19 protein-coding genes and 5 pseudogenes are annotated in these 26,683 nt (G+C 58.2%); 8 read left to right on the forward strand and 16 right to left on the reverse strand.

What is annotated here, in order from left to right; all coding sequences use genetic code 11:
• Nucleotides 1–308 precede the first annotated feature (308 nt).
• From M1D34_RS22675 to M1D34_RS22715, 9 genes and pseudogenes are all read right to left on the reverse strand, one after another.
• Entirely contained in the window at nt 309–533 is a 225-nt protein-coding gene (locus M1D34_RS22675) for a hypothetical protein (RefSeq protein WP_498782215.1), read from the reverse strand.
• 131 nt (nt 534–664) lie between these two features.
• Entirely contained in the window at nt 665–1,858 is a 1,194-nt protein-coding gene (locus tag M1D34_RS22680; RefSeq protein WP_498782217.1) for a DegT/DnrJ/EryC1/StrS family aminotransferase, read from the reverse strand.
• A complete protein-coding gene (locus M1D34_RS22685) occupies nt 1,855–2,829 on the reverse strand; it encodes an NAD-dependent epimerase/dehydratase family protein (protein ID WP_027993932.1) in 975 nt (324 codons plus the stop codon). The genes M1D34_RS22680 and M1D34_RS22685 overlap by 4 nt, the downstream gene beginning before the upstream one ends.
• Nucleotides 2,819–3,547, reverse strand: coding sequence for an acyltransferase (locus tag M1D34_RS22690; protein WP_498782219.1), 729 nt, complete (start codon nt 3,545–3,547; stop codon nt 2,819–2,821). The genes M1D34_RS22685 and M1D34_RS22690 overlap by 11 nt, the downstream gene beginning before the upstream one ends.
• Nucleotides 3,537–4,643, reverse strand: coding sequence for a DegT/DnrJ/EryC1/StrS family aminotransferase (locus M1D34_RS22695; RefSeq protein WP_498782221.1), 1,107 nt, complete (start codon nt 4,641–4,643; stop codon nt 3,537–3,539). The genes M1D34_RS22690 and M1D34_RS22695 overlap by 11 nt, the downstream gene beginning before the upstream one ends.
• Entirely contained in the window at nt 4,640–5,677 is a 1,038-nt protein-coding gene (locus M1D34_RS22700) for a Gfo/Idh/MocA family protein (RefSeq protein ID WP_498782223.1), read from the reverse strand. The genes M1D34_RS22695 and M1D34_RS22700 overlap by 4 nt, the downstream gene beginning before the upstream one ends.
• Nucleotide 5,678: 1 nt before the next feature.
• Nucleotides 5,679–6,179, reverse strand: a complete 501-nt coding sequence (locus tag M1D34_RS22705; RefSeq protein ID WP_498782225.1) for an acyltransferase — start codon at nt 6,177–6,179, stop codon at nt 5,679–5,681.
• Between the two features lie 480 nt (nt 6,180–6,659).
• Nucleotides 6,660–6,932 (reverse strand): annotated as a pseudogene (locus tag M1D34_RS22710) (recombinase family protein); the annotation flags it as partial.
• Nucleotides 6,933–6,947: 15 nt separating this feature from the next.
• Nucleotides 6,948–7,106, reverse strand: coding sequence for a hypothetical protein (locus tag M1D34_RS22715; RefSeq protein WP_153320402.1), 159 nt, complete (start codon nt 7,104–7,106; stop codon nt 6,948–6,950).
• A gap of 640 nt (nt 7,107–7,746) precedes the next feature.
• Between M1D34_RS22715 and M1D34_RS22720 the strand changes: the two genes are divergently transcribed.
• Nucleotides 7,747–9,957, forward strand: coding sequence for an Ig-like domain-containing domain (locus tag M1D34_RS22720; RefSeq protein ID WP_498784347.1), 2,211 nt, complete (start codon nt 7,747–7,749; stop codon nt 9,955–9,957).
• Between the two features lie 83 nt (nt 9,958–10,040).
• Here the strand turns inward: M1D34_RS22720 and M1D34_RS22725 are convergent, their stop codons facing one another.
• Entirely contained in the window at nt 10,041–10,724 is a 684-nt protein-coding gene (locus M1D34_RS22725; RefSeq protein WP_498782227.1) for a sugar transferase, read from the reverse strand.
• An 844-nt stretch (nt 10,725–11,568) separates the two neighbouring features.
• Here M1D34_RS22725 and M1D34_RS22730 point away from each other — a divergent pair.
• From M1D34_RS22730 to M1D34_RS22755, 6 genes and pseudogenes are all read left to right on the forward strand, one after another.
• Complete coding sequence (locus M1D34_RS22730) at nt 11,569–13,125, forward strand: GumC family protein (protein WP_498782229.1); 1,557 nt, start codon at nt 11,569–11,571, stop codon at nt 13,123–13,125.
• 47 nt (nt 13,126–13,172) lie between these two features.
• Nucleotides 13,173–13,964 (forward strand): CpsD/CapB family tyrosine-protein kinase, encoded by a 792-nt coding sequence (locus tag M1D34_RS22735; RefSeq protein ID WP_088195124.1) that lies wholly within the window; start codon nt 13,173–13,175, stop codon nt 13,962–13,964.
• Between the two features lie 734 nt (nt 13,965–14,698).
• A complete protein-coding gene (locus M1D34_RS22740; RefSeq protein WP_498782231.1) occupies nt 14,699–15,550 on the forward strand; it encodes a right-handed parallel beta-helix repeat-containing protein in 852 nt (283 codons plus the stop codon).
• Nucleotides 15,551–16,423: 873 nt separating this feature from the next.
• Nucleotides 16,424–16,678 (forward strand): annotated as a pseudogene (locus M1D34_RS22745) (transposase); the annotation flags it as partial.
• Between the two features lie 363 nt (nt 16,679–17,041).
• Nucleotides 17,042–18,544: a right-handed parallel beta-helix repeat-containing protein gene (locus M1D34_RS22750; protein ID WP_498782233.1), complete on the forward strand. Its 1,503-nt coding sequence runs from the start codon at nt 17,042–17,044 to the stop codon at nt 18,542–18,544.
• Nucleotides 18,545–18,615: 71 nt separating this feature from the next.
• The gene (locus M1D34_RS22755) at nt 18,616–18,765 is read left to right on the forward strand and encodes a hypothetical protein (RefSeq protein ID WP_498782235.1); all 150 of its coding nucleotides are present in this window, start codon (nt 18,616–18,618) and stop codon (nt 18,763–18,765) included.
• 142 nt (nt 18,766–18,907) lie between these two features.
• On the opposite strand, the pseudogene M1D34_RS22760 reads toward M1D34_RS22755, so the two are convergent.
• The 4 genes and pseudogenes from M1D34_RS22760 to M1D34_RS22775 form a co-directional block, all read right to left on the reverse strand.
• Nucleotides 18,908–19,106, reverse strand: a pseudogene (locus M1D34_RS22760) (integrase core domain-containing protein); the annotation flags it as partial.
• Nucleotides 19,107–19,177: 71 nt separating this feature from the next.
• Nucleotides 19,178–19,437, reverse strand: a pseudogene (locus tag M1D34_RS22765) (transposase); the annotation flags it as partial.
• Nucleotides 19,438–19,449: 12 nt separating this feature from the next.
• Nucleotides 19,450–20,393 (reverse strand): IS630 family transposase gene (locus M1D34_RS22770; RefSeq protein ID WP_498779537.1). Its coding sequence is split into 2 segments (ribosomal slippage): nt 19,450–20,057 and nt 20,057–20,393, totalling 945 coding nucleotides; the frame shifts between segments, so codons are not numbered across the junction.
• Nucleotides 20,394–20,486: 93 nt separating this feature from the next.
• Nucleotides 20,487–20,861: pseudogene (locus M1D34_RS22775) on the reverse strand (transposase); the annotation flags it as partial.
• 153 nt (nt 20,862–21,014) lie between these two features.
• On the opposite strand from M1D34_RS22775, the gene M1D34_RS22780 reads away from it, so the two are divergent.
• The gene (locus M1D34_RS22780; protein ID WP_498782237.1) at nt 21,015–22,442 is read left to right on the forward strand and encodes an O-antigen ligase family protein; all 1,428 of its coding nucleotides are present in this window, start codon (nt 21,015–21,017) and stop codon (nt 22,440–22,442) included.
• Between the two features lie 2 nt (nt 22,443–22,444).
• Here M1D34_RS22780 and M1D34_RS22785 read toward each other — a convergent pair whose 3' ends face one another.
• The gene (locus M1D34_RS22785; RefSeq protein WP_498782239.1) at nt 22,445–24,787 is read right to left on the reverse strand and encodes a glycosyltransferase; all 2,343 of its coding nucleotides are present in this window, start codon (nt 24,785–24,787) and stop codon (nt 22,445–22,447) included.
• 217 nt (nt 24,788–25,004) lie between these two features.
• Complete coding sequence (locus tag M1D34_RS22790; RefSeq protein WP_498782241.1) at nt 25,005–26,258, reverse strand: rhamnosyltransferase WsaF family glycosyltransferase; 1,254 nt, start codon at nt 26,256–26,258, stop codon at nt 25,005–25,007.
• Nucleotides 26,259–26,683: the final 425 nt, after the last annotated feature.

Genomic DNA, 26,683 nt, shown 5'->3' on the forward strand with positions numbered 1-26,683 from the left:
CAGCGGCCAGGACGGCATTGATGGCATCGCCGTGTTTGCCGGCAAGTCACTTTCGAACCATGCGGTGCTCGGCCTTGAGATGGCCGATGGGCCGGTTCGACAGCCGAGCGCCGCCTCGGCCAGAGCCTCGCATGCAGGGCGCACTGGTCGCCTTGCCAGCGCTTGCGTGTTGTTGCGAGTAAGACCCCCACACCGAACTCGTAGGACTGCACCTGCCGATTCATTCCACCTCCGGCGCATGCAGGCTGTAGATCTTGCGATCGCCTGGGTTGCCTTTGCTCCAGGACTGTCGTCGCTTGGTAGAGCGGTCATTGGAACACAGTTTGCAGCTTCTCGTCCTTGCCGATCAGGCGGCGAATGTCGCGAACGGTATGGCCGAGACCGGTCCTGAGCGTCCGCAACGGCCTATTCGACCGTTTGAATTGCTTGGCAGGTTGTAGCGCTGGTGGGTCGCGCGCCCAGTGGATCAGCTTCGCGTCGATGGCGAATATGACGTTCTTCGGCTGCACGGTAGTACCGACGACCACCCTCACCCGCGCGTTTTCCGCGGCTGCACACCTCGGTTTTGACCGAAACCGCCAGGCTTTTGCAAGAGCACCGCCAATCGCTCCTCGCCCATGCGGCCCGCCAGCGCGTCATTGACGAGCGGCCGAAGGGGAGGTTGTCACAGCGCAGGCAAGGCCGCGGCCTTGGCCACCGCGGCAATGGAGAGTAGTTCCTCTGCGATCAGCGCCACGTCTGCATCCGTCATTTGCACGAAAAGGGGAAGGATCACCGAGGTCTGTTGCGCCGTGACGCTCCGCCCCAGGGTCGTGGCGGCCCTGTGCGATTCGCTTCCCGCGTAGGCTTGCTCCAGATGGATGTTCATGATTCCGCGACGCGACGAGACCCCGCGATCGAGCAGCGCCTGCATGGCGTTGCGTTGGTCCAGCCACCCTGGAAGTCCCACGCAATAGCTCTGCCAGTTGCTTCTGGCCCAGACGGGCTCGGCCGGTGTCTGTAGTCCTGCGATTCGAGAAAGGCACCGCGTATATTGCTCGGCAAGCTCCCTTCGCCGCGTTACGAACGCAGCAAGTCTCTTCAACTGCTCCCGGCCGATCGCAGCCTGTAGGTCTGTCATGCGATAGTTGTAACCGAGCTCTGGATAGCCTTCGAAGATTACCTGCTTGGCCCCATGCCGGACGGTATCCGGGACGCTCATGCTATGCTGGCGCCAAAGCCTGAACTTTCGATCGTACTCGTCGTTTGCAGTCGTAAGCATGCCGCCGTCGCCGGTAGTTACGACCTTTCGGGGGTGGAACGAGAAACATGCGATGTCGCCGTGCGGTTTGCCGATTCTTTTCCATTGCCCTTGCCATAAGATCTCGCTTCCGGCAGCACAGGCGGCATCTTCAATCACCGGAATGGCATAGTGTTTGCCGATCTCGACAATGCGGCGAAGGTCGCAAGGCATGCCGAGCTGGTGCACGCACAGAATTGCCTTGGTGCGCGTCGTGATTGCCGCCTCGAGGAGATCGGGATCCATATTGTAGCCACCCGCTTCTATGTCGACGAAAACGGGTAGTGCATCGCAGTAACGGATGGCGTTTGCCGTCGCGATAAAAGAGTGGCTGACCGTGATCACCTCGTCTCCGGCGCCGACACCAACGCACTTCAAGGCGAGGTGAAGCGCGGTTGTGCAGTTCGAAACGGCGCAGGCGTGCGCAGCGCCCACGAAGTCGGCGAACTCCCTTTCGAACGCTGCGACTTCGGGACCCTGAGTGACCCAACCCGAAAGAACGACGCGCCGGACGGCCTCCACCTCCCGCTCATCGAGAACGGGCTTGGCGACCGGGAGCTGGTGGGGTGCATCGCTCATGCCGCCTCTCCTCCTGCCGAGGCGCGCTCGCTCTGCCACCACGCGATGAGCTCACGCAGCCCCTCCTCAAGCGAAATCTCGGTCTTGAAGCCCAGAAGCTGTTCCGCTTTGCGCATATCGGCCAGCCGGCGCGTAACCGCGTTCACCTTTCGCGCCGGCTCGTACTGCGGCTCGATCGACGAGCCCATGATGCGGGCGAGCAGTTCAGCGAGATCCTTGAGGCTTGTCTCCGTACCGCTGGCGACGTTGAACACCTCGTCCGTAACATCGGATTTCGCTGCCAGGAGATTGGCCCGTGCGATATCGCGGACATGCACGAAGTCCAGCGTCTGGGTGCCGTCACCGAGGATGATCGGCGGGCGTCCGGCCGCAATACGCTCCATCCAGCGGATCAGCACCTCCGTATAGACACCATGGACGTCCATGCGCGGGCCGTATACGTTGAAGTACCGAAGCGCGACATAGTTAAGGCCGTACATCTCGGTGAAGCTGCGCAGCAGCCCCTCGTTGAAGGCCTTGGCGGCGCCGTAAATGGTCCTGTTATTGTAAGGGTGATGATCCTCGGTCGTCGGGAAGCTCTCGGCCAGGCCCAGCACGGAGGCCGAAGAAGCGGCGACCACTTTCGACACGCCTGCCTTGACAGCCGCTTCGAGAACATCGAAGGTGCCCCCGGCCAGCACGTCGAAGGCAAGCCTCGGCTCCTCGGCGCACTGCGTGATGCGAATGGCCGCTTGGTGGAACACGACGTCGACGCCGTCCATCACTCTCGCCAGAAGAGCGCGGTCCCTGATATCGCCTTCAATGATCCTCACCCGCCCTGTGCTCGCTGCCTGATGGAGGTTTTCCCGCTTGCCGCGAACAAAATTGTCGAGGATCAGGATTTCACGAGGTTCTTCGCGCGCGACGAGATCGGCGATATGCGAACCTATGAGGCCTGCCCCGCCCGTGATCAGTATCCGTTTATTTCTCATCAAGGCCCCCGTTGCTAAGTTTCGCCGGCAACGCATCAGAATCTCCCCGCCAGCGCAGGAATTTCGCGGGCACCCCCGCAACGACGGAAAAAGGCGCCACGTCAGAGACGACGACCGCGCCGGCCCCCACGAGCGCCCCTTTGCCGATCGTGACACCGGACAAGATGGTGGCATTCGTCCCAATATCGGCCCATGCGCCAATGTAGACGGGCTTGATTTCTAGGTCGGTTCGGATGATCGGTATATCGGCGGGGATACCGGTGTGGCTGGATCCTAGAATTTTGGCGCCCGGCCCCCATCCAACGAATTCCTCAATAACGAGCTCGCGCGCGTCGAGATATGCCTGCGGCCCGATCCAAACATTGTCGCCGATCAGACATTTCCCGTCATAGCGGCCCTGCACATAGGCCTGCGCGCCGATGAACACGCCGTCGCCGATCTCGAAGGTCTCCGGATGTTTGAAGCCGGCGCCGCTGCCCACCTGCAGACCGCTCCCGCAACGCCTCGCGGCGCTCTGCCAGATCACCTTGCGCATCAGAGCGTCGGTGAAGCCGTCGCCCGTCGAGAAGCGACCGTAAAGCTCAACCAGCCCCGCGGTGCCGTAGGCCCGTCTGAGCTCCTTGACCAGTTCCACTTGGTACGGAGGGTCGCCGACGGGTTCACGGCGGCCATGCACCGCCGGGACAACTCGGCAAGTCGCGGGGCGTTCAATGGACATGGGCCTCCTGCTCCACCGCCGACGCCACCTCTTCGATCTGCCTCGTGGTCATTTCCGGGTAGATGGGCAGCGACAGTACCGAGCGAGCCGCAGACTCCGATCTCGGAAAATCTCCAGGGGCGTAGCCGAGGTCAGCATGCGCTTTCTGCAGATGCACCGGAATGGGATAGTGCAAACCGAATTGGATGCCCTGAATAGCCAGCGCCCTTTGCAAGTATTCGCGATCCCGGCTCTGGATCGCATAAATGTGGTAGACGTGACGCCGGTCGGCAGCCTCTAAGGGCGCCCTCACATCGTTAGATCCAGCCAGCAGCGCGGAATAGCGGGCTGCATGGGCGCGGCGCGATTGCGTCCAGTTGTTGAGATGCCTCAGCTTTACACGCAGGATAGCACCTTGAATGCCGTCCATCCGGTAATTGAAGCCCTTGAGCACGTGATGGTACCGGCGTTCCTGTCCCCAATCGCGTAGCATGCGTACGGTGCGCGCGTGACTGTCATTGCTGGTGACGAAAATACCGCCTTCGCCGCAGGCGCCGAGGTTCTTACCCGGATAGAAACTGAAACAACCTGAGACTCCGATGCTTCCGGCGGGCCGGCCCTTGTACTCCGCACCGTGGGCCTGGCAGGCATCCTCGATGACGGGCACGCCATGGAAATCGGCAACCGCCTTGATCGCATCCATATCGGCCATTTGGCCGTACAGGTGCACCGGTATGATCGCTTTGGTTCGGGAGGTAATGGCAGCTTCGAGCTTCGCCGCGTCCATCGTCAGCGTCACTGGTTCGACGTCGACGAAAACGGGCTTCGCGCCGGTGTAACAGATAGCCGAAACCGTGGCGACGAAGGTGAAGGGCACGGTTATGACTTCGTCTCCCGGGCCAATACCGAGCGCGAGCAAGGCGAGATGGAGCGCACTGGTACCCGAATTGACGGCGACCGCGTGCTCCGTACTGCAATACGTTGCAAATTCCCGCTCGAACTGCGCGACCTCTTCACCCAGCACGTACTGCGCGGAAGCCAGCACGTGCAGCACCGCCGCGTCGATCTCGTCCTTAATCGAAGCATATTGTTCCTTGAGATCGAGGAAGGGGATCATGCGGTGCGCCTCATGTGCTCGAGTTCAACGATGCGACCGCGTTCAGCGAGCGACTGGGTGGCAGCTTCGAGAATCCTGACCACCCGCAGCCCAGCGTTTCCATCGGAGACGGAGACTTCGTTGCGTTCGATGCAGTCTACGAATTGGCGCAGTTCGATGCCGAGCGCTTCAGCAAGATCGAGGTGGGGGGCATACATGTCGCCGGTGCGATATCCGACCAGCATCTGGTAGACCTTTTCACCGTTCTTCTGCGGGCAGCCGTTCAGCGTGATGCCCTTGTCATAGACCTTTATCTTTTCGCTCGGCTCCAGATCATCATAGAGGATCATCTTGCTGCTGCCGCCGATCAGGGTCCGGCGCACCTTCACGGGGGCGAGCCAGTTTACGTGGATATGAGCGAGCAGCTTGCTCTCGAAGAAAAGATTGAGATAGGCGATATTCGCTGGTTCACCGACAACATGGCTCATGCCAGTCGCAGAAACGGCAACCGGTCGTTCAGGCAGGACATAATCCATAATCGATAGATCATGCACAGCGAGGTCCCAGATGACGCTGACGTCGTGCTGGAAAAGGCCGAGATTAACGCGCACCGAATCGTAGTAGTAGACGTCGCCAAGCCCGTTCTCGACAAGCTCACGCATCTTGCGTACTGCTCCGGTGTGCACGAAGGTGTGATCGACGGCAAGCACGAGGTTGCGGCGGGCCGCCTCATCGACCATGCGGCGTGCTTCATCCGATGTCGCCGCCATCGGTTTCTCGACCAAGATGTGCTTACCAGCCATCAGTGCCTGCATTGCTAACTTGAAATGAGTGTGGGCGGGTGTCGCGATCGCGACGGCGTCTATCCGCGGATCGCGTAGGATCTCGTCGAAATTGTCGGTGATTTCAACGGCCGGATACTGGTTCTGGACGGCCGCCAACCGATCCTTGCGCAAGTCGCACACGCAGACCAGGCGCGTTACCGGAATTTCCCAGAAATTGCGGACGAGGTTTGGGCCCCAATAACCATAGCCCACGACTGCAACACCGATCATTTCAGCCCCCCACCGAACAAGTCTCGATTTCATTGTCCTTGACGCGTCCGATTACCCTGGCGGGTACGCCGGCAACGATCGCGTAGTCCGGTACATTCCTGGTTACCACCGCTCCGGCGCCAACTTGCGCGGCCTCTCCGATCGTCACGCCCGCGAGAATAGTGGCGTTGCTGCCGATAGAGGCGCGACGTTTGACCAACGTCGGGACGACAACCCAATCGCTCTCCGACTGAAGTCCTCCGTCCGCATTCACGGCGCGCGGGAAAAGATCGTTAGTGAACATGACCCCGTGGCCAATGAACACGCCGTCTTCGAGCGTCACTCCCTCGCAGATGAAGGAATGGCTGGAAATCTTGCAATTTTTTCCAACCGCGGCCTTCTTCTGGATTTCCACGAAGGTTCCGATCCGCGTGCCGGCTTCTACTGTACAACCATAGAGGTTTACGAGCTCCGGGTGATGGATGACTACACCGTCATGCAGCGTGACATCGGACGCAATCATGCTGCCAAAGTTCCCGTTGAGTTGTGTTTGTTGTTTGAAACCACGACCGGCATGGCCATCGAGAGTTCCTATTCGCCTGGCAATGTCTCTTTCAAAAAGAGAATACTTTTCAATCCCAGAGTAAACGAAATGGAATGCAGTACTGAGCGCGCCAAAAGACGTATCTCCTTACCTAGTATTAAGGAGCCAGACCACACTCCTACTTTGCATTGGTGGGGCCGCCATTCCGTTTCCGCCAAAGTTAGGACTTGCAAGGAGAGGCACGGTCGGCGGTGTGCCGATGTACCATCTACTGTGCCACGTCGCGGAATTGCGGAGCGCGGCTTCGCGGGACATCAAGGGAAACATCAGCGTTTCGACTGTTCGTGTTTCCGCATGACCTTTCGATCCGGGTAGTCAGATAAACGCCATAGTTCTCGCTGCTGCGGTAACCTGCCCTGAACTTTCATCCAACGGCGATTAGATCCTCGGCGGCTTTCAATGATGCCAGTCGCGACCATTGCGAGCCAGACGTGACGCATCAAAGCAAAGAACAGCGCCGACTTCACCGGCGCATAATGCCGCTACTAGCTTCTCAAATCCTGGACGAACAACTATTCCACTGGCCGATCGCCCGAGATTATCGTCGATGACTTCAACGGTGCGGAAGCCGCGATGCCGTGCGACGGCAACAAGCTCATATTGCCGGCGACGGCTCTCTGGATTGTTCTCAACCTGACCTGGGCTTGATTGCCGCACGTTTGCGTTCAGGATGGTGGAGGAAGGATCTCAACGGGTCGTCATCATTGCCGCTTCGATGAGAAGCGTCGCAAGATTGGACACCAACCGGCGGCGTTCGCTTGCAGGAAGACCGAGAAGGCGCGGCGGTTCGAAAGAGATCAGGAGTTGACGCTGATACCGTTGAAGGCGAAATTGGGGATCGGGCATTTTGGTGTTCCTCGACGAGATGCCGTTCGCCGCATTCCGCGGTGCTAAGAAGTCATCCAGATCCGCAAGCGCCGGCAATGAGGCCCCGGGGCGTCCCCCAATTCCATGCCAGCACAGCACGCCGCATCGAGCGTCCATGCTGCGATCGCCGTCACAACGCGGGCACGACAACGTGGACAAATTGGCCCTTCTTACGGTTCTCGCTGTAGTGCAGCCGCAGACGACGACCGAAATAGGGATGCCAGCGATGGTGAACGACAACTTCTCGCCCGCCAGGGACAGAAGTTCGGCAGATGGCTATGTCACGGAAAATCCACGCAACAACATTTCCGAGCTTGCCACATGGTCAATGATCTCTTTCGTAATACCGTCACAGGCTACCCGACCGCAAGAATCTGTTGGAGGCTCCTCGGCTCCTCGCCCTGCTCTACGCCATATGGCTGATTCAACTTCAGCAATTATGCCGGCGATCCCCAGGTACAAGCGTTTCCTCCATCGGTGGTGGATGATCGAGAGCCCGGTCCGCCGAAAGATGCAGTGTCGCGGAGGAACAGCCGCTGTATAGTTAAAGTTTTCAAGCATCGACTGCATTCGGCAGCCGAGAAACTGGTTTTATAACCCCCATAGCCGAAGCACGCCGCTGCCGGCATTGTCGAGTTGGGGAGGCAAGAAATTGGCCAAAGGCCTGGTACTGATCTGGGCAGCGATTTTAGGTGCGATACTTGCTTGGTTCCCCTCGGGGGATTATGCGCCCGCCGTTGTTTCCTGGGTCGCCCCCTCGGCGGATAGCACTGATGTAGATCCTGATGCCGCAATCATGGTGACCTTTGGCGATGGAATAGATCCTGCGAGGGTAAGGATCAATTCGTTCTGGCTGTCAGCAGCGGATGTAACGGTCGAAGCGAGCGCCATCTACGACGAGCAGAACCGCTCCGTGGTGCTTTCGCCCGCCGTGCCGCTAGCGATCTCTACCAAGTATATGGCGGCCATTGCCGTGGACGCGCGCGACAAGGCCGGCAACCCTCTGACGCTCAGCCGCCGTTGGTCATTCACGACGCGGCGCGATCTTGAACAAGGCTTCGGAGGCCAAATACTGATTATTACCTCCGCAAGCCAGCCGTTCACCAAGTATTACAGCGAGATTCTGCGGGCCGAGGGCGTCGGCTCCTTTGAAAGTATCGAGCTCTCGCAAATTACCGACCAGCTGCTCGACCGATTCAGTCTCGCCATTCTCGGTGAGATGCCGCTGAGCGAGACACAGGTGGGGATGTTTTCGCGATGGGTCCAAGGAGGTGGCGATCTCATCAGCATGCGCCCTGACAAGAAGCTGGCCCGGCTTTTGGGATTGGAAAACGGCGGCGCGCCAGTGAAGGATGGTTACCTGCTGATCGACACGGCGGCAGAGCCCGGGCACGGCATCACCGGTGAGACCATCCAGTACCACGGCGCGGCGGATTTATACACCCGGAAGGAAGGTGTGACCGAGATCGCTCGGCTCTATAGCGACGCTTCGAACGCCACGCTCCACCCGGCTATCACGCTTCGTGAGATTGGCAAGGCTGGAGGTCAAGCTGCGGCGTTCAGCTACGATCTCGCCCGGTCCATCGTCTATACGCGCCAGGGCAATCCCGCTTGGGTCGGTGATGAGCGCGATGGGAATCCCGTCATCCGGCCGAACGATCTGTTCTTCGGCGCCAAGGAAGGCGATGAACACCCCGACTGGAATGACCTTGAGCGGAGCGCCATTCCAGTGGCTGACGAGCAGCAGCGCCTGCTCGTCAACCTGATGAATTTGATGCTTGAAGGCAAGGCGCCGCTGCCGCGGCTGTGGTATTTTCCCAAAGTCCACAAGGCGGTTCTCGTGATGGCGGGCGATAATCATGGGACCAAAATGGGGAGCCAGAGATCGTTCGATGCACTTAAGGACAATGACCCCGCGGGGTGCTCGCTCATCGACTGGGAATGTTATCGCGCGACCTCGTGGATTTACACGACCTCCGGTTTGACAGCGGAGGACGCCCGCACCTATACCGCAGACGGTTTCGATATCGGCCTACACGTCAACACCGGCTGCAAGAACGTCGAGCCCTCGGTATTCTCCGAGATTGTCGCCAAACAGCTTTACGACTTCCGCACTAAATATCGTGACTTGCCTGCCCAGACGGGAAGTCGCACCCATTGCTTGCCGTGGAGCGAATGGGCAGGCACGGCGAAGGTGGAGGCACGCTACGGCATTCGTATGGACCTGAACTACTATTACTGGCCCCCCGAGTGGATAAAGGACCGTCCCGGTTTCATGACCGGCTCCGGCCTGCCAATGCGTTTTGCCGATCTTGATGGGACTATGATTGACGTTTACCAGTTGCCCACGCATCTGGTGAACGAAAGCGGAATGGGCTTTCCGTCGGCCATCGAAGCGCAACTGGACAGGGCGCTCGGGCCTGAAGGCTATTATGGCGCATTCGGGACCCACTACGACTTCACTGACGATTTCGACAGGCAGTTGACGGCTGCGGCAAAAGCCCGTGGTATCCCCCTGGTTTCGGCGCGGCAGTTGCTCGACTGGACGGACGGCCGCAACAATTCCCATTTCGCGCATATCGCCTGGAGCGATAGCATTCTCACCTTTGACGCTTTCGCCGACCCGAGAACCGGAAAGATGCTTCGCGGAATGGTCCCGGCAAGAAGCGGAGGGATCGAGATTTCGGGGATCACCCGCGACCGGATGCCAGTGGACTACAAGACCGAGACCATCAAAGGCGCCGTCTACGCGATGTTTCCTGTCGAGAGCGGCACGTATCAAGTGTCGTATGACCGCAGCCAAACTGCCGATGCAAATCCTGACAAGTGAATTTCGTCACTTGATTGCAAATGGGGCATAACCGATTTCGCCAATTCGGATAATCACCGCCGCCCGCAGAGGTAACATGCCCTTCACACGCCTGTCCCCTGCAGCACCACAGCCGGGGTCTTCGAGAGGATCCACAGATCCAGGCTGAACGACATAATTCCGGCATAGCGGTTATCATGGATCGCCCGCTCTGCAAATGTGCAGTCGTTGCGATCACTGATCTGCCAGAGCCCCGTTATTCCGGGGCGCATGGTGAAATAGGCCGTCCCCGGATAGTATTGCCGCTGATCCGGCATCATGGGTCGTGGACCTACGAGGCTCATATCACCAACAAGTACATTCCAAAGCTGCGGCAATTCGTCGAAGGAATACTTGCGCAGATACTTCCCGACCAGGGTGATGCGCGGGTCGTCCCGCAGTTTTTGGTTGCTGTCCCATTCCTTTCGAGCATTGGGGTTTGCCTCGAGATATGCCCGCAGTTGCTCATCCGCATTTGGCACCATTGTTCGAAGCTTCCAGAGCTTGAAAGTCTTCCCGTTCTTGCCGACGCGTGGCTGGCAATAGAAGGCGCTTCCACCATCTAGGCAGACAAGCAGCGCGAGGATGCCAATGATCGCCAACGTAAAAGGCGCCAGGACTATTGTTACCAACAGGTCGAAACTGCGTTTGGCCGATGTGGCATAGATCGGTCGCGACGCTGTAGGCGCGCCGCCGTATATGGCCGTTGTGGCAATGTGGTGTAACGGTAGTTTGGAATTCTGCGACATGCGCCCCTCCATGGAGGCGGTAGAACCGCCAACAAGCGCAGGGGGGTGGCATCGCCCGTTGCACGCTTATACTCGTGCGGGCACTTTTATCGATTAAAAGAAAAGTGTTTGTAGTACACGCTATGAAAATCTCCCTGCGCCAAGCGCAATATTAGGGAGAATGAACTACCATATTCAATACACTTCCAGTTATACAATTAGATCTAGATCGAAAGACTTACACCTATTGCGTGGCGACTTTAGGGTTTCTGCCTGTTCCAGGTACCGAGCAGTCGCGCCGTGTCTCCATGAAGTGCCAGACCAAACATCAAACTGGCGCGATAGAGACGAACCCGCGTCAGCCACTTGAGGTCGAGCCATCGGTTGCAGAAACCCGACAGCCGATCCGTGCGCAGGATAGTCCTGCCGCTTCTCCACATGCTGGCTGACGCACATCCCCGATGAGGAGCATGGTCGCGCGCCACGAAGATTGGAAGGTTTCGCGCCTTCTCAAGTTACCAGGAACTTCGGCTAAGCCTCGCCGGATCATTCCTCATTCGACGTAGCCGGGAGGCAATAGGCCTTCCACCTTTCGATGGATGCGGCGGCAGCGGCGAAAGTGGCGTTTCCTTTGGCTGTGCCCGCTCGAATGCTACATCTGCGCACGTTACGGCGATGTCCAATGGCAGTCGATCCCCTCAGATGCCCGGTGCGTGACGATGAGACCCTGCCTAGCCGAAAGAACTAGCTCCAGCAAAGTGACGGACAGTTCCTCCACCATTTACGATCTTTCCTTGGAGACACAAGGGCTTGAGAATGGCCCCCGGGCAATAGCAGCGAGTTTTCAGGTTTCAGGTCTGCCGAGATGAATGATGCGGATGTACGCTTCTACACTTCGATACTTTTGAGAAGATCACCGTATCTGCTGGCGATCACCGCTGCGGCTCTGGCGATTGCCGTGACCGTCGCGCTCGTTCTGCCGCCCGTTTATCGTGCGAGCGCCAGAATATTGGTGGAAGCTCCCCAGATTCCCACGGACCTCGCCCGATCGACGGTCCCGATACAGGCTGTTCAGCAATTGCAGATTATTCGGCAGGAGATCACGACGCGCGAGGATCTTCTCGCGCTCGCCGACAAACTCGGTATCTACGCCCAGGGCAAGGAGCGCCCGACCGACGAGGATATTGTCGATGACATGCGCTCCCGCATTGCCTTCGAGGAGATCGATCTGGGTGCACCTGACGGTGGGCTTGGCACGTCGGTGTTCAGCGTCGCATTCGCGGCAGCCGAGCCCGGTCTGGCGGCAAGGGTAGCCAACGAACTCGTTGACCTGATCTTGTTCAAGCAACAACAGCAGCGAACCGACCGCGCCGCAGACACTCTGCAATTCTTCAATCAAGAGGTCGGCAGACTCGGCTCGGATCTGAACCGAATCGAAGCCGAAATCCTCAGGTTTAAGAACCAGAATGCAGACACTCTGCCTGAAAGTCTCGACTTTCGACGTAACCAGCAAACGAGCCAGCAAGAAAGGCTGATCTCCCTTGAGCGCGAAGAGACCGATTTGCTCGGTAAGCGAAGCAACTTTGCCGAGAGCTACGCGCTAACGGGCCAGCTGTCCGATGGCGAGGCTGCGACACCGGAGCAGCAAATGCTCCTGCAGCTCAACCGTGCCCTGGCCGATCAGCTTCCAGTCTTTTCGGAAGCAAGCCCCAACATCGTGGCGCTGCGCACGCGGATCGCGTCACTACAGGAAAGACTGCGCGTACGACAAGCACAGGAAGCCCCCCCATCGAGCAAGAAGAAGGGGCATTCCACGTTCGACCTCCAGTTGTCTTACATCGACGAGCGATTGCAAGCAATCGCTCGAGAGAAGGCCACCATCACGGAAAGCATTGGCGCGCTGACGAAGTCAATCACTGCCACTCCGGCGAGCGAAACCGTGCTGAATTCTCTTGAGCGGAACCGCGCCAACCTGCAGATGCAGTACAACGCGGCAATCGCCAGGCGCGCGGAAGCATTAATGGGGCAACAGATCGAGAAACGGTCCGACGGAGGCCGCGTCTCCGTCCTTGAACGCGCGACGCCACCCGACTCTCCAGAAAGCCCAAAACGTCGGCGCATCGCCGTAATGGGCGCGGTCGGTGGGATGGGTGTCGCTGTGGCGTTCGTCACTTTGCTCGAGTTTCTCAACGGAACGATTCGCAGACCCGTTGAACTTGCGCGGCTGCTCGGCCACAAGCCGATTGCCACCATCCCGTACATCCCAAAGCCCGAGGAGTATCGCTTTCCGATCAGGCGTACCCTAGCAGCGGTACTTTCGGCAACGGCCGTTGCAGCATTTTTGATTGCTGTTCAGTTCTTTCATTTGCCCCTCTCTACTGCGGCCGAGAAGGCCTATCGATGGCTTACCATTTTAGGTTAGCGGTGGAGATGGCCGCCAAAACCATCAATGATTTGGAGGCGTGAGACATGGAACACTCCAAGGCGCCCCGGCAGGACCTTCTCGAATCGGAAAGCCTGTTGGAGCAGACAATTCTCACCTGCTCGGGTGGCGGAAGCGAAATCATATGGGAACGTTTACCGCTATTGCAAACCGATCCCCGGCACATTGTCCGCAGTCGGATTGTCACCACCACCCGTCCAAGCCCGGCGCGTGCTGCTTTCGATATGATACGGACCAAACTGCTGCAGGAGTTTACGCAGAACAATTGGACCACCGCGGCGATCACGTCTCCAACGGCTAGTTGCGGCAAGACCGTCGTGGCGCTGAACCTGGCCTTCAGTCTTGCCAATCAGAAAGAATGCCGCACAGTTTTGGTCGACCTCGACTTGAAACGACCGCAAATCGCCAATACGCTCGGGATAGAGGCTCCCCAATCCATCGAAAGATTCTTGCAAGGGGAGATCGACATCGGCGACGTCTTTCTCCGCCACGGCAATAATCTCGCTATAGGTGCAAACAGGCAGAGCGTATCGTTTTCGGCGGAGCTTCTACAAAGCCGCGAGACGGTGAGAGTGCTTGAAGAGATGCGGCAAAGGATGAGTCCGCACGTCATCCTGTTTGATATGCCGCCTATGCTTTCCAATGACGACGTCTTGGCATTCCTTCCCAACGTGGATTGCGCAATCCTCGTCGCCGCAGCAGAGCAAAGCACCCTGGATGAAGTCGATGTCTGCGAACAGGAACTCTCCGAGAGGACCAACGTGCTCGGCGTCGTCTTGAACAAGTGCCGATTTAGCTCGGAAAAGTACGGTTATTGAAGCGCCCGCGGCCGCGTCAGCGATTGTGCTGTGATGAAGACCAATGCGAAACGCGAAGGGGATTCCGGGATGCACAAGGTCCTGATTATCTCGGAAGGCGTCCTGAAGCGATACAAGTGGCTCCGCTTATCCGCGGGATCGAGCGGTCGTCCCATTGCACTTCCGTGGTCGCTGTCACCGGCAACACCGAGAAATGCTCGATCAGGTCACGGGCCAATTGCCACTGCGCTCTTTCGCCTTGGCGTCATTGTCGGGGAACCCTGCGGGTCGCGTTGGGGCCCGGAGACCGCGCCGCTTTGTACGCGGCGTTCACATCATATGGCCGACGTCCGTGGCGTCGAAAGTCGCTGCGGGACCGGCAACGCGCAGGCGCGATTGGCCAGCGCTACCGTCGCCGACGGCCGCAGAAATTCACTACCGAAAGTGACCACGGCCATTGCCCCACCTGGCCGGCTTCGTTTGGGACGCAGCAGCAGGTCCAACCGAATTGCTGATACTCGATTGCGACGAGACCACAACAGAGGCGCTTTCGCGCTGATCATCATTTAGCGATCTGACTGGCGTGCCGCGATGGTACTCGGACTACGCTGGGGCGGGCTCGCGGCTCATGCCCCTCCTTCAGATTGCAATTTCCTTCTGCAGATTGCATCTGCACAAGGTAGGTTATTTCGGCGAAATTACGGCTCTCAGGGCGGACATAGTCTTTGATTTTTGTTGATTCGGAGGGCGTGCCAGTGACTGTATTCGTCAGTACGGTAGTAGCGTTGGCTTATTTAGCTGGCGTTGTAGATCCCAAGACAAACGCGATATCACGCCAACTCCTTGCGGGTGGGGAGAAAGGGCTGCTAGAGATGGCGAGCACCTTTCCTGATGCAACGAATACGGGCGTTCCGGCCGGCACAAATCTGACCCAATACACTGGACCGATGACCATTACACAGAATGGGACCGTGATCGATGGCATGATCATCAACGGGCCTCTCCGTGTCATGGCTGACGATGTGGTGATCAAGAACTCTGAGATCACGTTTAATTCGGCGTGGGGCGTCGATGCCGAGGGCGCGAAGAACTTCACCATCCAGGACAGCGATATCGTAGGGCCAGGCTCCTCCGGTGACAGCAACTCGGCTATCCTCGGCAGCGGGACCTTCCTGCGCAACGATATCTCCCAAGTCGAGAACGGTATCACGCTGACGGGCGGTTCAAGCTCGGTGAAGGGCAACTACATCCACGATCTCGAAGACAGCGCTTCCGATCCGCACTATGACGGCATTTCGGTGCAGGGTGGTCAGGACGGCGTTCTGATCGAGGGTAATACCATCCTCGCGCGCGACACGTCGGCTGTGTTCATCAAGAACGATTTTGGGGCAATTAATGACGTCAATGTAACCAACAATTTTCTGGGCGGAACTCCCGGGTATGACATCTACGTAGACGGCAGAGCTAACGGCGGTCCGATTACGAACGTTTCCATCACCGACAACCACCTTTCGATGGGTGGGTACGGCTACTATTCAGTAGACAACGCCTCCCCCACAATTTCAGGCAACACCGAGCTTCCGGCGGGACCTCGCCGAGTGAGATAAGCGGCGGACACGTTCCGGATTGGACGAAGATTAATCCGTCCAAATTTGTTGACGTTCGCCGAGACGGTTGAGGAACGCAACGTACTGGCCCAACGCCCAATAACCCTCGAGATCATTATATCGGCTAACAAACGTTTCCGAGGATATCGTGGCAAATGCCTTCGAACTGCTTTCTTCTGGACATCTGGAATCTGTCGCCGCATAACAGGAGGATATCGAAGCTCTTTGTGATAGTAAGGACTTGGCTTTGTTTGTCTCTACAAGGTCACCGATGCGAAGTGGACAAATCGTTCAACCCGTTTCGTTCGTCTATGGAAGAGCTCGATCACAGACAATGGGGACAGGAACATCGGTTGCGGTGCTGCGTCACTCTGGCCCATGCACTTCAGGCTGTGCAAGGTGTGACGTTGCCGGCGGTCGTCACCCTCGTTGAGCCACTGCCTGGAAAGCGCAGGTTCGCCTTTGCGCCAAGTTCCGGAGACTTGGCGCTTCTGGAAAGCAGACGGTCAAGGCTGTGACCGCCGTTGCGCCGGAGCTTACAGTGTGCATCTGGATATCGCCCGGCCGTCTTCCTAGAAAACCAGCTCACCGAACGTTCGGTGGACATCGATTCCGATTATGCGTCCGCATGTGCATCTCCTGTCAGACGAGTGACGGGAGCGGCGGGCGACGCGACGACTACGGATCCGCGCTCTCGGCGCAACCGGGCGAGTCGCAGAGGCGGCCACCTACCAACACGAGCTCGCAGCCAATCCAATGCAGCGGCCTGCCCGCACCTTCGTGCTCCCGGTGCCTCTGTCCCGGATGGTCGCGCCGTACGCTACGATCTTCGGAACCGCAGCCGGATGTTGGCACCGAGAATCTTATACGACTACCAATTCGATCGAGTCCCTCAGGCGAGAACAAGCAGCGCACCGAGGTCGTCGGCATCTTTCCCAAAGACGATGCCATCGTCCGCCCGTCGGCACATTGCTCTTGGAGCAGAAGGACGAGTGGGCGGTGAAGCGCGCCCGCTACATGACACTGAAACCCTCAGTCTGCCCCGCTGTGGCACGCGGATCTTCCCGGCCCATGCCGGAGAGTGCGGCAATTAACGCCGTCAGTTCCATCGCTCCCCGGCTGGCGTAGTCATGCCAAATTATCGACCTGCGAAGAAAATTTTTTATTTGTCCACAACAAAAACGTGACCAACCCTCCCGCCCACGCTGTTTTTGGCTCCTCGGCACGTGCGCCACCAGCACACGCATGGCACTAATTTTATTAAAGTATTTAGTCATACTTAATATGTCCGAATCGGCTTGTGGCCGAAATATGGCATTCGAAACGGTGCTGTCTCATGGAGATGGTTAATTTTCTGTTGCCCTAGACGCGCCATTTTTCGTGTCTAGAGCCGCTTTCGGCGTATCAAGAAGGTATTAGCCGAACTCGCACAAAGGTGCTTCAAGCACCAATCAGTTTAGGGGTAGGGCGAGAAAGAAAGGTACTTCGAAAGTGACAATAACAACATATCCTAATGCAACGAATACGGGCGTCCCGGCCGGCACAAATCTGACCCAATACACTGGACCGATGACCATTACACAGAATGGGACCGTGATCGATGGCATGATCATCAACGGGCCTCTCCGTGTCATGGCTGACGATGTGGTGATCAAGAACTCTGAGATCACGTTTAATTCGGCGTGGGGCGTCGATGCCGAGGGCGCGAAGAACTTCACCATCCAGGACAGCGATATCGTAGGGCCAGGCTCCTCCGGTGACAGCAACTCGGCTATCCTCGGCAGCGGGACCTTCCTGCGCAACGATATCTCCCAAGTCGAGAACGGTATCACGCTGACGGGCGGTTCAAGCACGGTGAAGGGCAACTACATCCACGATCTCGAAGACAGCGCTTCCGATCCGCACTATGACGGCATTTCGGTGCAGGGTGGTCAGGACGGCGTTCTGATCGAGGGTAATACCATCCTCGCGCGCGACACGTCGGCTGTGTTCATCAAGAACGATTTTGGGGCAATTAATGACGTCAATGTAACCAACAATTTTCTGGGCGGAACTCCCGGGTATGACATCTACGTAGACGGCAGAGCTAACGGCGGTCCGATTACGAACGTTTCCATCACCGACAACCACCTTTCGATGGGTGGGTACGGCTACTATTCAGTAGACAACGCCTCCCCCACAATTTCAGGCAACACCGAGCTTCCGGCGGGGACCTCACCGAGTGAGATAAGCGGCGGATACGTCGAAACCGGCCTCGCCCCGGACGATGCTGCATCAGCGGGAAGCACAAACTCCCCAGCAAGCGGCACCATCGAACCTGCAGTTGAAAGTACGTCTTCCTCAATGGGCGAAGAAGGCTCCACGACCAGTGGCGGGACTGGCAACACCGAGCTTCCGGCGGGGACCTCACCGAGTGAGATAAGCGGCGGATACGTCGGGACCGGCCTCGCCCCGGACGATGCTGCATCAGTGGGAAGCACAAACTCCCCAGCAAGCGGCACCATCGAACCTGCAGTTGAAAGTACGTCTTCCTCAATGGGCGAAGAAGGCTCCACGACCAGTGGCGGGACTACCGTGCAGGGAGTTACATCGGCAGACGAGTTGACGGGCGGAAGCACGTCCACGGAGGCGGAGGATGGCATATCGTCCGGAGATCCGTCAGGCGTATCGACCGGTGAAACCGCTTCAAGCCACGATTGGCTGAGTGATGTTGATCACGTCGTGTTCGACAAGCTGTCGAGCTATGCCAACAAACATGATGCTGTCGACACTGGCATGGATGCGGCCCCTACCTGGACCTCCACTGACAAAGCTGCTGGCGCGCATTCCGGGGAGGAATTCTCCATGGGAGCATCGGCTGACGATGCGGATGGTTATAGTTCGGCATCCGGTTCGCCGCCCCATGACCCGACGGCATCGGAGGAAGGCACGGCGCACCAGTTCGACTGGTTCACCCACAACCAGTCTTTTGTAAATTGGGACTACGCCGCTTAAGAACTGGAACTGCGGGAGCTTGTCCGCCTGACTGGCGGGCAAGCTCCCTCGAGCGGCTGCGGCCGGTGCAGATGGCCGTCAAGGCTTGGCGTATGCAAATAGCCAGGCAGATCATGCTCAATGGCGACTGGATGAAGTGCGCGCCCGTATCTCCTCCCGCCGCGGCAGGAGGAGATACGGGACATCTCAGTGCCCCCAACTTCAGTAACATTCCTGAGTGAGGCAATAGGGGGGTCAATTCCTCGCTTCGCTCGACATACTCCGCGGGATAGCATTCCGATCAGCAAAGCCTCCTTCAACGACATAGACAGGTGGGTGTTATGAATCAGTATTGTAGTCGCGGCGCCAGCTTAAAAGCGCTTATCGAGCATGGTTCAGAGACGAGAACAGGGTTTCATTCAAGAATGCGTCTCGCAGCATGCCATTGAAGGTCTCGATGAAGGTGTTCTGGAGAGGCTTGCCAGCGGCGATGTAGTGCCAATTCACCTTGGTTCGCTGACGATCATTCTCGGTTTGCCGCCCTCCTCGATAACCGGCCGAGCTCACGGGCAACACGCAGGCCCGGATCATGTCCCAGGAAGTGGTGTAGGTGGCGGCTTCCGTCGCCGCGTTCTCCGGCATGGGCCGGGATGATCAGCGCGCCACGGCTGGCATGCTGATGAGCGGATCATCGCTCATCTGGCTGATGGTTTCCGGCGTCATATAGCGCGCTGCACAGCCCATTCGTCGTTCTGCTCGAGCAGGATCGCGCCGACGAGGCGGACGATGGCGTCATCATTGGGGAAGATGCCGACGACCTCGGTCCTGCGCTTGATTTCGCCGTTGAGGCGCCCGATCGGGTTGGTCGAGTGCAGCTTGGCGCGGTGCTCCTTCGGGAAGGTCATGTAGGCTAGAGCACGTCCACTTTAAACCGGGTCATATCCTGCTGCTGCGAAGTAGTTCGCACACTCTTGCGGCTCGAAGAGTTTGACGATGTCGCCAACGGTGTTCCACAGGGCGTCGACGGAGCGTTCGGCCCGTGCCCGCAGAAGCGCCTTGAGCTTTGAGAAGGCGTTTTCGATCGGGTTGAAGTCGGGGCTGTAGGGCGGGAGATAGAGCAGCGTGCAGCCGGCGGTTTCTATGGCCTGTCGGATGCCATCCGCCTTGTGGGCCGGCAGGTTGTCCATGACGACGATGTCGCCGGGCGTGAGGGTCGGCACGAGAACCTGCTCGACATAGGCCCGGAAAGCCACTCCATTCATCGCCCCGTCAAGGACCATCGGCGCGGTCATGCCGGAGAGCCTGAGCGCCCCGGTGAACGTCGTAGTTTTCCAATGGCCGTGCGGAACGCCCGATCGGCAACGCTCTCCGCGCGGCGCGCGACCGCGAAGCCGGGACATCTTCGTGGAAAGACCCGTCTCGTCTATGAAGACGAGGCGGGCTGGATCGAGATCAAGCTGGGCATCGAACCAGTCCTGACGCCGCTTCAGGAGGTCTGGCCGCTCCTGCTCCAATGCATGTGCGGTCTTTTTTTGAATGTGAAGCCGCGCTTGCGCAGCCAGACGTCGAGGGTGCTGCGGCCGATAGAGACGGATCGGTCCTCTTCCAGACGCAAAACCATCTCGTTCAGCGTGATGTCCTTCGACGCCTCGATCATGCCGATGATGAAAGCCTCATGATCGTCGAGACGGGAACCTCCAGGTCGACCCTGCTTGGCAGCGCTCACCTGACCCTGCCGAGCGCTCGCGATCCAGGCAATCGCCGTTGAAATCCCGATCCCGAACCGCGCTGCAGCCGACCGTGCGGACATCCCACCAGCCGACGCAGCCAGAACCCGGTGGCGAAGATCATCACTCAATGCTCGGGCCATGTTCCCTCCGACAAATCAAAGACAGGAGGAGGGAATCACAGAACGCTCTGAAAAGGAATCCTCACGCCGATTCCGCTTTCATCGGACGCGCTCTAGAACGTCTTCTTCGGCATCATCCATGATGACGGCGAGCTTGGGCACCTTCGGCCGGATCTGGTCGGCGACGGCGCGCCATTGGGCGCTTGCGGCTTCCGGCGTCTCCTGGGCGAAGGCGGTGGCGATGAAGGCGGAGACGACACGGCGGCCGCTCTTGCCAGCGTGGGCGAGAACGTTGCGCATGAAGTGGACCCGGCAGCGCTGCCAGGTCGCGCAGAGCACCTTGGTGGCGGCGGCCTTCAGGCCTTCGTGGGCGTCGGAGACGGCCAGCTTGACGCCTTCGAGGCCACGGCGGGTCAGCTTGCGCAGGAACTCGGTCCAGATCGGCTCGGCCTCCGAGGTGCCGACCTCCATGCGGAGCACCTCGCGGCGACAAGTAGCCACCAATCCACCGGAATCCCGGGCCACCGGCATGCTTTCGATCGGTCAAATGGAGGGGATTAACTCGACCTTTTGCCAAGCTGACCGCATATTTCTACACCGATATGATTTCAATATTTCAATCTAGACCTGCTGAGGAGCGCAATGAAGATTGTACCATGCGCAGCGGAAGTTTCACTGGATCCGCTCACTTCAGGGACGGCCACCGAAGTGCGTCCGCGCGCCAGCAGATACGGCCTACGCTCCAGCAGCCACCGCTCGGAGACGCTGCAGTCGAGAACGGGATTGCCTCGGCCAGTAGCCATTTTCCTCATTGGTCTCGTCATTCCATGGGTGATCCCCCTGGGCACATTCAACTTGTCGATCTATCGGATTGTTCTCATTGCTGCGCTTCCATTGTGCATGATCATGTGGATCCGCGGCAAGGCAGGCCGAATCAAACTTCCCGACATCGGGTTCATCCTCTTCTCGCTTTGGGCCGGGTTTACCCTGGTCTCCGCTCATGGGATCGAGGCGGCTATGCAGCCGGCGGGAATACTGCTCATAGAAACATTAGCGGCCTATTTCCTGGGACGTTGTTTCATAAGATCAGTGGATGGTCTTTGCAGAATGACTCTGCTTTGGGCCAAATTGGTAATCCTCATGTCCCCATTCGCCCTTTACGAGTGGGCCACCGGCGGTAAACCAATCCTTTGGGCGTTCAGCGCGGTTTTCCCCGCCGTCGAAATCACCATGATGGACCCACGATGGGGTTTCTGGCGTGTCCAGGGCCCGTTCAACCACTCGATCGAGTTCGGGCTCTTTTGCGGGAGCCTCCTTTCGGTCACCTATCTGGTATTGGGCCGCGGCAGGAATGCATTGCGCTGGCTCTTGCCAGCGGCGGTCGGAGGCACGGCCTTTTTGTCGATGTCATCCGCACCGATTGCAGCTTTGATGATCCAGACCGCACTGACCGTATGGAATTGGCTCCTTAGAGAAATCAAGTTTCGGTGGAAGATACTGTGGGGCATCGCTCTCGTTGGATACCTAGTGGTCGAGTTCGGGTCCAATCAGACCCCGGTGAAATTCTACATCTCCCATTTTACGTTTGACGCACAGACGGGCTGGTATCGGCTGGCAATTTGGGACTTCGGATCGGCTTCCGTGCTTAACCATCCCTTTTTTGGCATCGGCCTTGCCGAGTATGAGCGCCCGGCATGGATGGGGTCTGCCAGCGTAGACAACTTCTGGCTTCTCACCGCGATCCGACACGGCCTCCCGGCTGCTCTCCTGATGATGGGCTCGTGCCTTTGGCTGACCGGCACGCTGGTTTTTAAAAAGGGGCTCGATGAGAAACTGGATGCCGTGCGCATCTCTCTTATCATATGCTTCAGCACCTACTTTTTTGTAGGGTGCACAGTGCACTTCTATGGTGCGACGTACGTGTGGTTCATGTTTCTGCTGGGGAGCAGCGTATGGCTACTGGACGTAAGGCCTGATGAAACTACATCGCATCTTCCGACGACGCGCAAAAGGAAGCAGTTCCAGGGGAGGCAGCAGATTAACCAGTCACGCAGGAACCTTGGAACTTGACCTCAGCATTCGCCCGTTCTGTGCCAGCGCCAATGGCGATACCGGCTGCGCAAACCGCGAACCACCCGCTCTGCAAAGAAAACAGGATTCTGAGCTGCACGGCCGGAGCCGATGGCCATCCGATGCTCCAGTCCTTTCCAGCCCGGAATATCGTCTACGCTCTTCACCAGTGAGCAAGCGATGTCGCGTAGGGCCTGAACCTTTTTAGCGTCGACAACCGAATGGTCATATTGGCGGCAGGCGAGTTCCACTGCGTTCGCCGCTATTGCCATCATCGCGTCGGCCCGCAAGACCGCTGCCTCGGGAATCTGGCCCGCCGAGCCCGCAAACAGGATCTCATACGCAGCACGCCGCTCCACCAGGTCCCGGAAACTGTCAACCTCTCGCGCCGACAGGCTCTGCACATGCTCCCTGTGCCAGGCTTGGTCCGATCCGTGAATATAAGCGACGTCTGAGAAAGCCGACAAGCGCAGCCACATCTCCATATCGTGCGTGTGGTCCAATGGCTGCTGCCCGCCTATTTGTTCCACAACTGAGCGCCGCATCATGACCTCAGCGGAAGTGATCACATTCTTTCCAGAATGGCAGCGCGCCGCGAGCCACTGCCTACCTGGCCAAATGGTCCACAACGTCGGTTGCTGCCGCGGGGTCGGAAGAACGTCGCCGGCGAAGTGCAACGGATGGCCATAGACAAGCCCGACAGACGGATAGCGATGCATGACGGCTGAAGCTCGGCGCAGAGAACCCGGTGTCAACAAATCATCTGCATCAAGTCGCACAAGAAATTCGCCACGAGCCAGTGCGAGTCCATCGTTAAACGTCTGCACCGGCCCCAGATTCGTTTGATGTGCGACCACCGTGACACGGGGGTCGGAAGCCGCCAATTCAGAGGCCGTTTTCAAGCTTTCATCTGTTGAGGCATCGTCAACGACGATGACACTGACTTCAGCACCCCCTTGAGAAAGCGCGCTTTGCACGGCTGCTGGCAAAAAGCGCGCATAGTTGTAGCATGGTATGATTACGGTAACCTTGGCCACGGGGACCTGTTGGGGAACTGGCTTCACCCGGAGAATGCGCGCCAGTGGAAGCGGATTCGATTGCCGTGCGTTCGCGACCTCCCCAACGAGCAGCTGGTTTGCTGTCGATGCAGAGCTCATTTCCAATACCTTTGCCACTGCCTCCCGCGAGGCCCGCAAACCGGTAACCGTCCTGAGTTTGGTCAATTCGACTGCCAGTCGGGTGATGGAGGGGAGCCGCCTTGCCATTGATGCTTTGCTGTCTATGGTATTCTTATACATTTCGATCAGCCGAGTAGCCGCATTATCGAGACTGAACCGCTGCTCGACGAGTGTTCGTCCGAAGCGGCCCAAAGCTGACCGTCTGTCTGGATCGGCGGCCAAGTCCGACAGGATCGCTTTCAGGTCATCTGCACCATTGCCTCCGTTGCCGAACCAGCCCTGCCGCAGGAATAGTTCGACAGACGCCTCGTCGAGCAGCCGCCAGAATCCGCTCGCCCCTTGCACGACCAGCGGTTTGGCAAAGGCCATTCCCTTGAGCGCGGAACTCCCCATTCCCAGCACAATGTCCGAAGCTTCATACGCATCGTGAGGGTTGAGCATTAGACCCGTAACCGTGACGATTTGCCGGTCCCAGCGGCGGTTTGCAACCTCGGCCGCACGCCTTACCTGCCCGAGTCCTTCGCCGTCGCCCGCGACGAGGAGTTTCAATGGCAAATGTTCAGCAAGATCACTGACGGTATAGATCGCTGCCAAGACCCCGTGGAGTTTCTCCAAATCCGTCGTCAGCCGGCAAACGACAGCGGCTACTATGTCGTCGTCTCGAAACGACCATCTCGCTCGCGCGGCGGCACTATCCGTTGAGCAGTTCTTAATGGTGTCTATCGGTGGCTCCATCAGCCAGACACTCCGGCCATGCGGCGCCTTATCGACGAGCTCCGCGGTACCTAGAATCATCGGGATATGCCGCGGCAGGGCGTACGGAATCTGCATGGACAGCACGGTCATTATGACCGGCGTCTGGGAAAAGAGATGGGGGCCCAAAACAGCCTCGATGCTTGGCCGCCACTCATAACAGTGAATTAGATCGAACTTTCGTTTTCGTGTGACGCGTATGAGATGTTCGATCGTCGCCACCGATGGATAGGTCGACACGACGGGCGTAGGTATGTAGTCCAGCCCCAAGCTCTCGATCATGGGAACGAGCGCCCCTGACGGCGCGGTGACCACAACGTCATGTCCCCGGTCTCGAACCGCACCCGCAAGTTCGATGGCGTTTATTTGGCTGCCGCCAACAACCAGCTCTTGAGGGTATATGAGGATGTTCATGGTGATAGGCGCCCAATAGGGACTCGTTTGGTGCGTTCCATGTCCGATCTTTGCTACAGCTGCTGCTCAACAATCTGACTCAGGTTCATTTCCTCGTATGCTCGAACCACCTCTTCAGGCTCTCGCTCCGGTCGGTATGGCGACAAAATAAAGTTTGAAGCCTGCCGGCCCTTTCTTACCATCGCCCACCTGAAGGGATCCAAGGTCGGTTTCACCATCAGACACTACGCGCCAAGGCCCGACGGAATGCCGCGTCGACCGCCGCTCCGGCATCATCCCACGATGCAGACACGACGCTTTCAGCCGCCCGTCTGGAGGTTGCTTCGAAATCTGGCATATTCACCAGCGCTTCCAGTGCAGTCGCGAGCGAGTGAGGCGTGGGAGGGGCATAGCGAATGTGGGGGTTATCCAATACCATGCGATTGTGTTCGGCGTCGTTGACGATCGGAATGCAGCCGCACGCAAGCATCTCGAAGGGTACCAGAGAAACGTTCGTCAATGACAGGCTAAGACCAGCAAAGCAGCGGTTATAGATCTCACTAAGCTTGGCTGGCGTTACCAATCCGTGATTCAGAAATTTGAACGGAAGGTTTCCTAATCGTTCACCGAACAAATGTAGCTCCACATCTGGTCGCCGATTTGCGAACAGTTCAAGCGCCAGCAGACCCAATTCAACCGCGCGGCGCGGGGTGCCGGCTCGAGCATAAAATGCCACTCCCGATCGTTTGGATGACGACTGCCGGCGATATCGGGCCGTATCGCATCCGAACGGAAAGAAGTCGGTCATCATGCCGAACTCTTGCGACAGCTTTTCAGCCAGCCAGCGCCCAGCGGTGATACCGTGGAAGCCCATACGGTAAGTGTTCTCGGCTAGCACGCTGTTTGTGCCGACCGGATAGAAGAACGGCTCGTAGTCCTGGACAAAATAGAACCGCTTTCCAGAACAGCGCGCGTTGTAGACGGCATAAGCCGACGGCCAGGCGGTGGCTACCACCGCGTGAGCGTCCTTCATTCCGGCCCTTACGTCACTTATTTCGCAAGTGATGCCGTAGTAATCCCGCGAAATCCTTTGATAATACTTATGATCGCCCCCAAATGGATCATACAAATAGACGCGGTTCACATATCCCCTTCGTTCCATGTACTTGATAATCCGGCAAGTCGTGGTGTGACCTCCGGATCCGCGGCCGGATGCTTCCATCACCCAGTTCACTACGATCGGCTCACCGGGGGCAATCTTCGGAACCACGGTCACCGGCGGTCGTAAAAGATCAGCCGCCATCACGTCCTCGGGAAAGACGGACCAAACCACGCTGCGGGGCCTGATCCAATCCGACGCCTTCAGCCTTACACGACGTACGATTCCTTGGTATCCGTCCTTCGCCAGGAGGTCACTGAACTGACGCGCGCGGCGGCCGAGCTGAAGGCGCGCCGCATTGACAACAGACGCTGCGAGAACAGATGCCGCCATCGCTTCGCGAGACCCCCAACTTCTTCCCGTCTCGGCGGGCCCATAGTAACGCGCCGTTCCGGATTGGACGCAGATCAATCCATCCGAAATTTGCCGCACAGCCGCAATTACACGTCAAATCACTAGCGTCGCCTAGTCGGCAATTTGGATAATAGCAGGGGATCCAAATTTCCGTGTGCATACGCCGAAGGCCGCGGGATTGTCGCGTACGCGCGTGAGGGCGCTATAATTCCATGTCCTTGTCGCTGCAGTTGTTTCACGAGTTGAGGTCCTGCACTGCCGATGCCCTAGCTTGACGGCGGGGGTGGACGGATGAAGAGAGATCCGCATCGTCGAGGAGAGCTTGCAGGGCTATCGGCACGCGCTGCTGGGTAAGGCGTCTTCGCGGGTGAAAGCTTCGAGCTTGTGCACCAACCCCTGGCCTG

The organism is Ensifer sp. D2-11, from assembly GCF_054161295.1.